The following is a 12,950-nucleotide window of genomic DNA, read 5'->3' as shown; positions in this document are numbered from 1 at the left end:
TTGGCGGGTTTTTTATTTGCTCCATGCTCTTTTAAATTTTGCTATAATAATAGCGTATATTTCATTATTGAAAAGAGGTACATGTAAAGTGATTTTAGTTATCGATAATTATGATTCCTTCACCTATAATTTGGTTCAATATATAAAGCAATTAGATCAAGAGGTAGTTGTTGCTCGAAATGATAAACTTACAATAGAAGAAATTCAATATATGGACCCTTCTCATATATTGATTTCGCCGGGACCTGGAAATCCATCTGAGGCCGGAATTTCACTAGATGTTGTTAATAAACTTCATACCAAAATTCCGCTCCTAGGGGTTTGCCTTGGTCATCAAACAATTGCACAAGCTTTTGGCGGAAACATCATAAAGGCGAATAAGCCTATGCATGGAAAAGTTTCTTCCATCACCCATGATGGACAAGGGTTATTTCAAGGATTACAAAGTCCACTTTCAGTTACTAGATACCATTCATTGATTGTTGAAGCTGCAACGTTACCAGAATGTTTAATGGTAACCGCTACAACAAATGAGGGAGAAATCATGGCGATACGTCATAAAATTTATCCTGTAGAGGGGATTCAGGCACATCCTGAAGCTATACTAACTGAAGATGGACTTGCCCTTTTGAATAATTTTTTCCATAAGAAGAAGGAGGCATTAGTTCAATGAGACATACAAAAAATCCTGAGTTGTTTTTTAACTTTAAAGACTCACATGGGGTTAAAAATCCCATGACCTTCAAAGATCCAGTTGATATTATTTGTGCAAAGAATAAGGATGATGTGCTCCCTTCCCTTGAAAAAGTCCAGCAATTTGTTGACGATGGTTATTATGCGGCTGGCTATGTAACTTACGAAGCTGCCCCAGCTTTTGATCCAGAGTTTCGTGTAAACAACGGCGGAAAAATGCCGCTTCTTTGGTTTGGTATTTTCCGGGAACCAATAGATGAAAAACAGCAGCTGCAGGGAACAGAATCCTTTTCTCTTAATGAATGGAAGGCTTCGGAATCTGCAGCGGATTACCAAACAAATATTGAAGCAATTAAGAAATATATCGAACAAGGTGATACATATCAAGTAAACTATACGATTCGTATGAATTCTTCATTCACGGGTGACGCAAAAGCCTATTATCAACAGTTAGCCCAAGCACAATCGGCCGATTATAGCGCATTTATCCAGACAGTTGATCATACTATTTTATCGGCGTCACCAGAGTTGTTTTTTCAAAAAAGTAATGACAAAATTACTACAAGACCGATGAAAGGAACTGTAAAGCGTGGCAAGACCTATGAGGAAGATTGTGAAAATGCAACCTGGCTGGCTCAATCTGAGAAAAACCGTGCAGAAAATGTAATGATTGTAGATTTATTGCGCAATGATCTTGGAAGTATTGCGAAGCCAGGAAGTGTTCATGTTCCTGAATTGTTTTCAATTGAAAAATATCCAACTGTTTATCAAATGACATCAACCGTAACTGGCAATATTGAAGAAAACACTTCTATAACAGACATGTTCAAAGCAATATTTCCATGTGGATCAATTACTGGGGCACCTAAAATTAGTACAATGAGGATCATACAAGAATTAGAATCCTCTCCTCGAGGTGTTTATTGTGGCGCGATTGGATATATTACGCCTCAAAATGAAGCAGTTTTCAATGTGCCAATCCGCACTGTGACAATCGATCATGAAGATGGGTCTGCTACTTATGGAGTCGGCGGTGGTGTGACATGGGATTCTACTAGTGATGGGGAATACGATGAAATCTTAACAAAATCTGCATTATTGAAGCGAAAACAACCGGAATTTCAGTTGCTTGAATCAATCGGGTTAGTCGAGGGAGATTATTTAGTTTTGCAAAACCATCTAGAGCGACTCGAAAAATCCGCACGATACTTCAATTTTCCAATTGACTTGCGGGCAATACGGGAAACTTTAGCAGACATTGCTGCTAGTCATAGCCAGGGCAGGTGGAAAATCCGTTTACTTGTTCATAAAGATGGGCAGTTCAATTGTGAGGCCATACAGATTTCAGAAAACCCGATTGTGGAAGTTGAAGTTGCACTAGCTAAAGAACCTATTTCCAGTGAAGATAGTTTTCTTTATCACAAAACAACGAACCGGACTGTTTATGAAAATGCAAAGGCCAGCCACTTGAACGTTTATGATGTTCTATTATGGAACGAAAATAATGAAGTGACTGAATTTACAGGTGGAAATATTGTGGCGCAGATTGATGGTCAATTGTTCACCCCACCAATCAACAGTGGTCTTCTGGCTGGAACTTTTCGAAAAAAATTAATTGATACGGGTGAAGTGGTTGAGCAAGGTATTCTAGTGGATGAATTGCAGAATTGTGAACGCGTGTGGTTTGTTAATAGTGTACGTGAATGGGTATCTGTTAAGCTTATATCACAATAATCGAACCTACTGAAGAACAAGAACGAGCCACTCAGTCACGTTTTTACATCCTTTTTCTATAATAAATTAAGAAGCCACGTGAAACGGAGGATGGAATGAAATGGGAGATGGCATTCAGCATGACGTTTTATTAATTGTATCAACGGTTCTATTCATTACATTTGTTCTAGGTAACAATAAGGAACATAAAGGAAATGAAGAGGATGACAGTACAACGATTATTCCGTTAGTCTAATTACATGCTAAGATGGTGATGAATAGTATGCGCGACAACAACAAAAGATCCGAGCAAAAGGATAAATCATTGGACGCGTTTAACAAACATAATCTCTCTCCTCAACAAGTTGCAGTTATCACCGCTTTACTATTGAATGCGTTACAGGTTGAATCGGTACTCATAGATAAAGATCAAACCGTTGAAGTAATTCTCCAGGGTTCCCTCCGTCGTAAAACCAAAATGGATAAATTGCTTGACGATATAAGCGGAATCCCTGTCGGGGACCTCTGGGACGCTTTAAACAGAAGATAAAGAGCGCTTGGTGTACACAATCAAACAACCAAGCGCTTTATTTATTTTTTTGGTTTTATTAATTCTAAACCATGAGCAAAAGCGCAAGCGCCCGTTTAGTGACGTATGGATTGGACTGAACCGTATGAGATAAAGGAAACACGCCCCTTCATAGGGGTGTACCGACGTTGGGCGCAAAGCCCGCTTTTAGTCGGCCTTCCTTCTAACAACCGATGTTGACTTATCGTAAGAAGGTAAAGGAAATCCACTAGTCACTGGGCGCTGGAGCTGGACGTGGCCCTACATGGTGACCAAAATAATCAATGTTAATATTTTATACATTCTTTACTATCAAGAAAAGCGCAAGCGCCTTGGTCAGCCCCGACAAGTTTAAGACGAATCTCTTAGTGATGATTTTTATCACAAAGAGATTTGACTTAAAACCTCAGGCGGGCTAGGCGCTGGAGCTAGACAGATTAACGCCAAAGTTTTATACTTTCTTTCCCATCAAAAAACCCAGCAACTTCCGAACGTTGCTGGGTTTTCATTATTTATTAGTGTTTTTTAGTTTCGACCTTTTGACAGCCTTCACATTTCCCATAAATTTCCATTCGGTGATGACTTACTTCAAATCCAGTTACCTGTTCAGCAAGAGATTCCACTTCATCCAATGACGGATAATGGAAATCAACAATTTTTCCACAGGAATCGCAAATTATGTGATAATGATCTGATGTATTGCAGTCAAATCTGCTTGACGCATCTCCATAGGTCAGTTCTCTAACTAATCCGATTTCCCGTAAGACACGAAGATTATTGTATACAGTTGCAACACTCATATTAGGAAATTTCCCTTCAAGTGCTTTATATATATCATCTGCTGTTGGGTGTATCATGGAATTAAGAAGAAATTCAAGAACCGCATGACGTTGTGGTGTAATCCGTACGCCTGATTCTTTTAGTGTGTCAATCGCTGCGTTGAGTTTTCTTTCAGACACCGTCATGCACCTCACTTTCATTTATAGATTTTTTATACTTTATTCCGATAATAGTTTATATTTATCAACGTGCAATTCTACTACTATTATTAGATTATAATTACTATAATTTAGTGTACCTTCTATAATGCCTATCTGTCAATAAAAGTATATGAATAAAAGTTCATGGTTATCACTTATTCAGTCGATTTTCACTAAAATTAAAATCTATACATCTGCCTGCAAAGGAATTTCTTCTCCACCTAGGCTGTAATTCACGTAACGGGCTGCAACAAACAAGAAATCAGAAAGTCGATTCAAATAGGAAACCACTAAAGGGTTTTCTAGTTCATCTTCTAAACCTACAGCTGTACGCTCTGCTCTCCGTGCAACGGTTCGTGCTGTATGTAATGCACTGGACGCACGATGGCCTGATGGCAATATGAAATTTTTCAATGGTGAAAGGTCTTTGTCCCACGCATCAATTTGATCTTCTAATTCTTGGATATATTCTTTTTTCAATTTCCAGCTCACTTCTTTATCGCTTGGAGTAGCTAGTTCTGCCCCAACATGGAAAAGAATTGTTTGCACACGATGCATTGTTTTCAGGAAATCGCCTTTTTCACCCCACTCCTCGTTTTCCAAAAAGCTTAAAGCCAATCCTATCATCGAATTTGTTTCATCACATGTTCCATATGCCTCGACTCGTAAGTCATTTTTCGGTACGCGCTGACCGTATATTAATGATGTTTTTCCCTTATCGCCTGATCTCGTATAAATTCGCATGGTTAATACCCCCTGGTAATATCAATCTTATTGATAAAGTTTGTTCCATTTTGTATATAAATATGAAGGTTTTGTTCAAAAATTTCTAATGCACGAGTTTGATAATGTGGTGAAATTCCTGACAAATGTGGTGTGATAGTTACATTTTCCATGTCCCAAAACGGATGATCTAATGGAAGTGGTTCTTCTTCAACTACGTCCAGGATTGCATGTGCAATTTCATTTGATTGAATAGCATTGAATAAAACCTCATTAGAGACTGCGCTCCCCCGACCCATATTAAGAAATATGGCATGATCCGGTAACACCTTAAAGTGCTCTTCCGTAAAAAAGTCTTTCGTTTCTGGTGTACTCGGCAATACCGATACAACATAGTCCATTTCCGGCAATAATCTTTTCATTTCATCTGGTGTCACATTTTCATCGAAGAATTCGAGCTGCTTGCCGCTTCTAGAAACACCATATGTTTTCATTCGAAATGCTTTTGCCAGCCGGGCAACCTCTTGGCCTATCGCTCCTGTACCTGCAACTAACATTGTCTTTCCGGTTATTTCCTGCATTCTAACCGAACGATCCCACTTATGGTTTTCTTCATTTTTGAAAAGCTGTTTCGTTTGTCTTGAAACCTGCATAATGCTGGAAATAGCGAATTCCGCCATCGGAACCTTGTGAATTCCACGTGCATTTGTTACTAAAATACCTTTTTTGTTTATAGCAGTGAATGGCATTCTATCCATTCCTGCAGATAGAACCATAATCCATTTTAGTCTCTCCGCCGTGCCTATTAATACCTCTGTTAGGTCTTCGCCATATGTAACAAGAACTTCCGCAGAAGCTAAATGGTGTTCTGCCTCAACCATGTTGTCACAAAAAATGAATGATTGCTTAGAAAATTGCTGTTTCAATTTGTCTCGGTGGCGCTCTGAAACCTTCGCTGAAAAAAGAATATCCAACTTCCATTCCTCCTATAGTGCCTTATAATAAATTTTCTGGGTTTAAAGCTTTTAATTCCTCAACCACAAATATACCATTTTCACGGATTAATACGTCGTCAAAATATATTTTTCCCCCACCGTATTCATCCCGTTGAATTAATACCATATCCCAGTGAACCGCCGAATCATTTCCATTATCGGCGTCATCATAGGCTGCGCCAGGAGTGAAGTGCAGGCTTCCTGCAATCTTTTCATCGAACAAAATATCACCCATCGGTTCTGTTATTTTCGGATTTAAACCGATTGCGAATTCCCCTATAAACCGCGCACCATCATCGGTATCTAATATTGCATTCAATTCTTCTGATTTATCCGCAGTTGCTTCCACTATTTTCCCCTCTTTAAAGGTCAATACCACATTATGGAAAACATTTCCTTGATACGGGCATGGCGTGTTATAGGATATAGTTCCGTTGACACTATCTATTATTGGCGCTGTATATACTTCTCCGTCAGGAATATTATACTCCCCAGCGCACATTACCGCTGGAATATTTTTTATCGAAAATGTTAAATCAGTACCTGAAGCCTCAATATGAACCTTATCTGTTTTGTCCATCAAATCCTTCAATGAACACTGAGCTTGTTCCATCTTCTTGTAATCGATCGTACTTACATCAATATAATAGTTGTAAAAATCGTCAAAGCTCATCTTGGCTTTTTGGGCAAACCCGTTGGTTGGATAATTAAGTAAAACCCATTTCCTTTCATCTACTAAAAAATCATTTGATGTCTTCATTTCCATGCCAGCCAGTCGAAATTGTTCTTGTGGAACCCCACTCATTTCTGCATCATTTTCTTCTCCCACAATTTGTACAAAACCATCAATATCCTTAAACTTAGATAAATTCCATTTATTGATTGCTGTAAACTGTTCCTTTGTAGCATTGGTTAAAAGCAATCTTGATATCTCATCATCTGTATATTCCACATGCGGAATTATGTTCAACTCATGGGACGCTTTAATTAACTCTTTTATTAACGGCTTGGAATTGACACTTCCAGTAATTAAAACGGTTTCATTTTCTTTCATTGCAAGTGAATGTGTTAGTAATTGGTGAGCTAGTTTTGTCAATCTTGGATCATGCATTTCTAAATTCCCCCTAGTTTTTCAAACATCAAGAAGACAGTCCATCAACCCGGGGACTGTCTTCATTCCTTCATATTTTTTCACGAATAAATGTTAATGCGTCTTCCACATGTCCTTTTACACTTACTTTTCGATATTCTTTTTGAAGTGTGCCTTCTTTATCAATGATAAACGTTGACCGTTCGATACCATAATATTCTTTGCCGAAGTTTTTCTTTAGCTTCCATACTCCATATTCATCTGCCACTTTATGATCCGCGTCAGCCAATAATAAAAATGGTAGATCATGTTTATCAATGAATTTTTGATGACGATCAACAGGATCTGGACTTACCCCAATAATTACTGCGTCAAGATCCTGAAAGCTTGCATGGTGATCACGAAAATCACATGCCTCTGTTGTGCAGCCTGGTGTCATATCTTTTGGATAAAAATATAAAACTACATGCTTGCCCTTAAAATCAGATAAACTTACATTTTCTCCATCCTGATTTGGTAGTGTGAAAGTTGGTGCTACTTTTCCAGTTTCTACTGTCATTTGTACCCCTCCAAACAAGTATTTACATTATTTCTACTATAGCATAGTTTCTTGTTCGGACTAATCATCTTGCTTATTTTGCACTAAACGAAGCACAAATGCTGTAGGTAAAATATAGCCGATTAATGCTTGAATCAAGGCAATCAAACGTCCATAACCGATTGGAGTTATGTCACCATATCCGATTGTCAACATGGTAACACCACTAAAGTACATAGAGTGGATAAATGATCCTAGTACACTTACTTGTCTAAGTTCTTCACCTTCTACTAACAATATCCTGTGAAAAGAAAGAATAAAATAAATAAGTGCAAAGCCTATAATAACAATGCTATATACGACAAGGAGTGTATAAAATATTTCCATCGAAAAGCTTCGTTCATGATTTTTACTATGTCTCATAAAATAGGCAATACTGCCAACCATCGTTACACTTACTATACTAATAAAGATCCAAGAAACAATCGTCATACTATCCCCTTCTTTACTATAACCATACGCTTTGTCCAATAGGTCTATGTCATTTATTTTTTGTAAAACTTAAGGTACTATAGGGTTAATAATAGTTATGGCGGTGTACAAATGAAACGAATATTTCTAGTAGAAGATGACCAAAAGATTGCACATTTATTAAAGGATTACCTGGAAAAGTATGAATATAACGTTACAATTGTTGACGTGTTCGATAACATCCTGGAAGAATTCAACGAACTAGATCCACACTTAGTTTTACTCGATATAAATCTCCCGCGTTATGATGGGTTTTATTGGTGTAGAAAAATAAGAAGTCAATCAAATTGTCCAATCGTTTTTCTATCAGCACGGGATTCCGGGATGGATCAGGTTATGGCAATGGAAAATGGTGGAGATGATTATATTACAAAGCCATTTGATTTTGATGTTGTACAAGCTAAACTCAAAAGTATCATGCGACGTATTTATGGAGAGTATTCGGTTACGAAGCAGGTTGATTATATAGAAATCGATCAATTTCAATTACATTTAACATCGATGGAAATTGAATTTCAGGGTTCTGTTGTTACACTAACGAAGAATGAATTTATTTTGTTAAAGGAATTTATCGAACATGAAAGCCAAGTCTTGTCCCGTACTCATCTATTGGAGATTCTGTGGGACGATGAACATTTTGTCGATGATAACACACTGTCCGTAAATATTACCCGGATCCGTAAAAAGCTTGAGGACATCGGCATTAAGAAATGCATTCAAACTGTTCGAGGTGCTGGGTATAAGCTAGTTAACACGTGGGGTAATACGTTATGAAAAAGTTTTTAATGGATCAATTAGGCTATATCCTATTTTTTTATTCACAATTGATCTTAATAATTATTATTGCCTCACTTGCAGCAACATTGTCTGATGCGTCTTTTAGCAGTGGGATTATTTTTTATTTATTTTTATTACCAACATGCTTTTTCCTGGTATTTCTAATTTTCCAGTACTATAGGCAACGTGACTTTTACAAACTAGTGAAAGATGATAGTGATCATGCATGGTTCCCAGAACCTACTAGTTATTTGCTTAAAAGCGTAAGGGATCAGCATGACAAACAATATGACATATTCAATGAAAAAATTGAAAAACTGGAACAACAGAAGCAGCTCGAAATTGACTTCATTCAGCAATGGGTTCATCAAATGAAAACACCCGTGTCCGTTATGCATTTGACCATGCAAAAGGAAAAATTAAATCTGCCTGAAACATTCACCTATAGCATGTATGAAGAAATAGAACGTCTACAACAAGGCTTGAACCTTGCCTTATATCAGTCTCGTCTTCAAAAATTCGAACGGGACTTCCATGTGGAAAAGATTGCGTTACGTACGATAGTAAAAGAATCTATCCAGGATTTTAAATCCAGTTTTATTCGAAACCACGTTTTTCCTGAACAATCTATAGACGGATCAATCGTAGTTGCTACTGATTCTAAATGGTTCCGATTTGTATTGCATCAACTAATATCAAATGCAATTAAATATTCACAAGGATCATCTAATAAAGTTTTCTTCCGTGCAATAGAAAGTGATCACTCCGTTATTTTACAAATTGAAGATCATGGTTATGGGATACCAAAACAGGATATTTCACGTGTTTTTGATCCTTTTTTCACTGGTTTAAACGGACGGAATTTTCGTGAATCAACTGGAATGGGACTTTATTTATCGAAGGAAATATGCAGAGAATTGGGCCATGAAATTACTGTCGATTCGGAAAAAGATGAAGGAACTACAGTGTCGATAAAGTTTATGTCGCCAAAGGTTTAAGATCCTTACAGTCAATGAAAGGTTCTGAAAGGAAAAGCGATAGGTGCAACACTTTTCCTTCTATATACTAGGCTGGATTCCCAAAGATTGTTGCTTTTTAAGAGAATAGATATAAAATACGACATAACTTTAGGTTTATTTCCAAAGACATGTGCTATTGCTGCCGTCCAGGATCGCTCCGGGCGGATGCTTTCCGCGGGCACGGCCTCAGCCTCCTTGCCCCGGCAAGGGGTATGCCGACGTTGTCCGCAAAGGACGGTTTTAGTCGGCCTTCATCATCTACCACTCTGCGGGGTCTTCGGACACGTGCTGTTCCCGCAGGAGTCAACGGTCCGCAGCGAAAATCAACTGTTATATAGTGGAATTTCATACTCTAATCAATAAAGTGTTACTATCATTCCATTATTGACACCACCCCCAGCGGAGGAAATACACGTAGACTCCTGCGGGAACAGCGAAGACGATGAGACCCCGCAGTGAGCGGTTTTTGCTCGCGAGGAGGCTCAACGCGAGCCCGCGGAAAGCGAAGTGTATTTCCAGAGCGGTGTAAAAGCACTTTTTTCACATTACATCACAGTATATCAAGATGAAAGCAACAATGCGTTCGAAAAGAGCCATATTCTAAGATTAGGAGAACAATTTCTGGAGGTATCGTTATGGCAGTATTAGTGGCTGAAAGTTTATCGAAAATGTATGGTAGTAAGCGTAATGTCCAGTTTGAGGCATTAAATCAGTTTAATCTATCGGTTGAACGAGCGGAATTCCTTGGAGTCATGGGACCGTCGGGGAGCGGAAAAACAACCTTATTAAACTTGTTATCAACAATTGACACACCGACATCTGGAAAAATTGAAATTAACAATGAAAAAGTGACAAGTCTATCTAAGAACAAGCTGGCAAAATTCCGACGTAAAGAAATGGGGTTTATTTTTCAAGACTACAATCTGCTGGATACGCTCACAATCGGTGAAAATATTGTACTTCCTTTAACACTTCAGGGAGAAAAAGTAAATGTCATGGAAAATAAATTAGTAATTGTTGCTAAACAGCTCGGGATAGATACAATCATACACAAACGCACCTTTGAAGTTTCCGGTGGGCAACTTCAAAGAGCAGCTATTGCACGTGCAATTATCCATGACCCAACTATTATTTTTGCGGATGAGCCAACCGGAAACTTGGATTCTAAATCATCCTTGCAGGTTATGGAATCATTAAGAGATTTGCATGAATCACAGAAAGCAACAACTATTATGGTATCACATGATCCATTTGCAGCAAGCTTTTGTGAGCGTATTATTTTTATTAAAGACGGTAAATTATTTAATGAGATTCATCGGGGTGATAATCGCCAAGCATTTTTTCAGGATATATTAAACGTTCAATCTCTCTTAGGGGGAAACACTGATGACCTTCAAACAGTTCGCGTTTAATAATGTCAGACGAAACAAACGACAGTATTTGAGTTATTTCTTAAGTTGTATGTTTGCTGTAACAGTTTTTTTTATGTATGCGGTAGTCATTTTTCACCCAGCTATCGATGGCACTGAATTTGGCCAGACTGTCCAGCGTGGAATCCTCGTTACAGAAGGTATGATATATGTATTTTCGTTCTTATTTGTCCTTTATTCTACAGGTTCTTTTATAAAATCAAGGAAGAAGGAATATGGGTTATTAACAACATTAGGTATCACTAAATCTCAGCTTAGTCGCATGCTGATTTTAGAAAATACCATCATCGGGATTGCATCTATCGTTTCCGGTCTTTTGCTTGGTGCGCTATTAACCAAATTATTTCTCATGGTATTTTCCCAAATTTTGGGCCTTGGCGAAATTCTACCATTTTACCTATCCCTAAAGGCCATCGGTATAACCGTAATATTATTCTTTATTATGTTTGAGATTAATTCAATTGCCGTGGTTTGGACGATTCGTACGAAATCTATCATGGAGATGTTTCGCGGGGCAAAGGCACCTAAGAAAACACCCAAATTCTCGTGGATATTATCTCTTATTTCACTAACTGCAATTGGCAGCGCTTATTATCTAGCTTATACGGCCAGCTTAGTTTCTATTTTAATTCGTATGTTACCAATTCTGGTGTTAATCATTCCCGGTACTTATTTTCTATTCACTCAATGCAGTATAGCAGTTGCAACTATATTGAAAAAAAAGAAAAGCTATTACTTTAGGAACTTAAACTTATTAACTGTATCTGATTTAACATTTAAGCTGAAAGACAATGCCCGTTTATTATTTTTTGTCACAATTTTAAGTGCTGTAGCATTTACATCATCAGGTGTTCTATATGGGTTGTTTCAAAGTGTTGAAGTAGAGTCAGAACGTTTTGTACCGCAAGACGTATCCATAGTAGCCCGATCCTCTGAAAATGTGGATGCTTTTGAAAAAGAAGTTGCATTTGTGGAGAAAGCATTTAAAAAACAAGGAATTGCTTATGAATCAACGATCGTTCCATCTACTAAGGTAAACGCTCATTCAGACAAAAAAGAATGGAACGATGTAACTTTATTACTATATTCCTATTCAAATTATAAAAAGATGATGGCACTCCAAAATAAAAAAGCCACATTTAAAATAGAAGACAATGAAGTAGTTGTATTGCTAGAAGATTTTGTTTTACTGGATGACAATAAGGCGCCTGAGACACTTTCTCTTAGACCGACTAACAAAGAAGAATTGTTTAATGTTAAAACTGCTGATACAACACTAAATGGGAGTATCTATACATCTTTTTCTGCCGTGGTTCCTGATGATGTCTATCATAATTTTTATCAAGATGCTAAAAAAGAAGAAATCTTTCAAAGCTATCTAATGAATATACCCAACTGGACTACACGGGCAGAAGACATTGCAGATATCTTGAACCAAGTGGACAGTGAACATGTATTTACCGAGTCACAGGCAGATACCTATGTCACCATGAAGCAAACAATGTCATATCTCTTCTTTTTTGGTATATTTATTAGTGTTCTATTTTTTTTAGCGGCAGGATCCATTTTATATTTTCGGATGTATCAAGACATAGACAAGGATTTACATCATTTTCATTCCTTATATCGTATTGGATTAACCGATACAGAAATGAAAAAAATAGCAACAAAGCAGTTGGCATACCTATTTTTCATTCCCTTTTTAATAGCAGTTGTTCATGCTGGATTCGCATTTAAGGCATTGCAGAATATGTTAGCTTCCTCAATATTTATACCAAGTGCTATTATTATAACGATTTTCTTTATCGTGCATGTTGTAAACTTTATTTTCATTCGAAATATATATACTGCCAAACTAAGAACAGTAATGTGATATTTTTTCCATATTTTAGG

14 protein-coding genes are annotated in these 12,950 nt (G+C 37.5%); 8 read left to right on the top strand and 6 right to left on the bottom strand.

The genetic code is table 11. The features are described 5' to 3' along the window. Nucleotides 1–88: 88 nt before the first annotated feature. The 4 genes from LG329_RS14185 (at nucleotide 89) to LG329_RS14170 (ending at nucleotide 2,956) form a co-directional block, all read left to right on the top strand. The gene (locus LG329_RS14185; protein WP_404451477.1) at nucleotides 89–673 is read left to right on the top strand and encodes an anthranilate synthase component II; all 585 of its coding nucleotides are present in this window, start codon (nucleotides 89–91) and stop codon (nucleotides 671–673) included. Beyond that, on the top strand, nucleotides 670–2,427 hold the full coding sequence (gene pabB / locus LG329_RS14180; protein WP_404451476.1) for an aminodeoxychorismate synthase component I: 1,758 nt from the start codon (nucleotides 670–672) through the stop codon (nucleotides 2,425–2,427). Before LG329_RS14185 ends, pabB begins: the two co-directional genes overlap by 4 nt. A gap of 100 nt (nucleotides 2,428–2,527) precedes the next feature. After that, nucleotides 2,528–2,662, top strand: coding sequence for a hypothetical protein (locus LG329_RS14175; protein WP_404451475.1), 135 nt, complete (start codon nucleotides 2,528–2,530; stop codon nucleotides 2,660–2,662). Nucleotides 2,663–2,689: 27 nt separating this feature from the next. Then, nucleotides 2,690–2,956 (top strand): hypothetical protein, encoded by a 267-nt coding sequence (locus LG329_RS14170; protein WP_404451474.1) that lies wholly within the window; start codon nucleotides 2,690–2,692, stop codon nucleotides 2,954–2,956. A 533-nt stretch (nucleotides 2,957–3,489) separates the two neighbouring features. On the opposite strand, the gene perR is transcribed toward LG329_RS14170, so the two are convergent. From perR to LG329_RS14140, 6 genes are all read right to left on the bottom strand, one after another. Continuing rightward, nucleotides 3,490–3,939, bottom strand: a complete 450-nt coding sequence (gene perR / locus LG329_RS14165) for a peroxide-responsive transcriptional repressor PerR (RefSeq protein ID WP_404451473.1) — start codon at nucleotides 3,937–3,939, stop codon at nucleotides 3,490–3,492. Nucleotides 3,940–4,140: 201 nt separating this feature from the next. Next, nucleotides 4,141–4,698, bottom strand: a complete 558-nt coding sequence (locus LG329_RS14160) for a cob(I)yrinic acid a,c-diamide adenosyltransferase (protein WP_404451472.1) — start codon at nucleotides 4,696–4,698, stop codon at nucleotides 4,141–4,143. Between the two features lie 2 nt (nucleotides 4,699–4,700). Further along, nucleotides 4,701–5,651, bottom strand: a complete 951-nt coding sequence (locus tag LG329_RS14155; protein ID WP_404451471.1) for a D-2-hydroxyacid dehydrogenase — start codon at nucleotides 5,649–5,651, stop codon at nucleotides 4,701–4,703. A 22-nt stretch (nucleotides 5,652–5,673) separates the two neighbouring features. Then, nucleotides 5,674–6,783: an aminopeptidase gene (locus LG329_RS14150; RefSeq protein WP_404451470.1), complete on the bottom strand. Its 1,110-nt coding sequence runs from the start codon at nucleotides 6,781–6,783 to the stop codon at nucleotides 5,674–5,676. A gap of 70 nt (nucleotides 6,784–6,853) precedes the next feature. Next, nucleotides 6,854–7,321: a thioredoxin-dependent thiol peroxidase gene (bcp, locus tag LG329_RS14145; protein ID WP_404451469.1), complete on the bottom strand. Its 468-nt coding sequence runs from the start codon at nucleotides 7,319–7,321 to the stop codon at nucleotides 6,854–6,856. Nucleotides 7,322–7,381: 60 nt separating this feature from the next. After that, nucleotides 7,382–7,792: an ion channel gene (locus tag LG329_RS14140; protein ID WP_404451468.1), complete on the bottom strand. Its 411-nt coding sequence runs from the start codon at nucleotides 7,790–7,792 to the stop codon at nucleotides 7,382–7,384. Nucleotides 7,793–7,903: 111 nt separating this feature from the next. Here LG329_RS14140 and LG329_RS14135 point away from each other — a divergent pair, with 111 nt between their 5' ends. The 4 genes from LG329_RS14135 (at nucleotide 7,904) to LG329_RS14120 (ending at nucleotide 12,930) form a co-directional block, all read left to right on the top strand. Further along, nucleotides 7,904–8,605, top strand: a complete 702-nt coding sequence (locus LG329_RS14135; RefSeq protein WP_404451467.1) for a response regulator transcription factor — start codon at nucleotides 7,904–7,906, stop codon at nucleotides 8,603–8,605. Further along, nucleotides 8,602–9,606, top strand: a complete 1,005-nt coding sequence (locus tag LG329_RS14130; protein ID WP_404451466.1) for a sensor histidine kinase — start codon at nucleotides 8,602–8,604, stop codon at nucleotides 9,604–9,606. The genes LG329_RS14135 and LG329_RS14130 overlap by 4 nt, the downstream gene beginning before the upstream one ends. A 656-nt stretch (nucleotides 9,607–10,262) precedes the next feature. Then, a complete protein-coding gene (locus LG329_RS14125) occupies nucleotides 10,263–11,039 on the top strand; it encodes an ABC transporter ATP-binding protein (protein WP_404451465.1) in 777 nt (258 codons plus the stop codon). Then, on the top strand, nucleotides 11,014–12,930 hold the full coding sequence (locus tag LG329_RS14120) for an FtsX-like permease family protein (RefSeq protein WP_404451464.1): 1,917 nt from the start codon (nucleotides 11,014–11,016) through the stop codon (nucleotides 12,928–12,930). The genes LG329_RS14125 and LG329_RS14120 overlap by 26 nt, the downstream gene beginning before the upstream one ends. Nucleotides 12,931–12,950 lie beyond the last annotated feature (20 nt).

Source organism: Virgibacillus necropolis (assembly GCF_044793635.1).
Taxonomy (GTDB): Bacteria; Bacillota; Bacilli; order Bacillales; family Amphibacillaceae; genus Virgibacillus_F; species Virgibacillus_F necropolis_A.
Note: the sequence above shows the minus strand (reverse complement) of the source record. Positions and strands in the feature narration are given on the sequence as shown.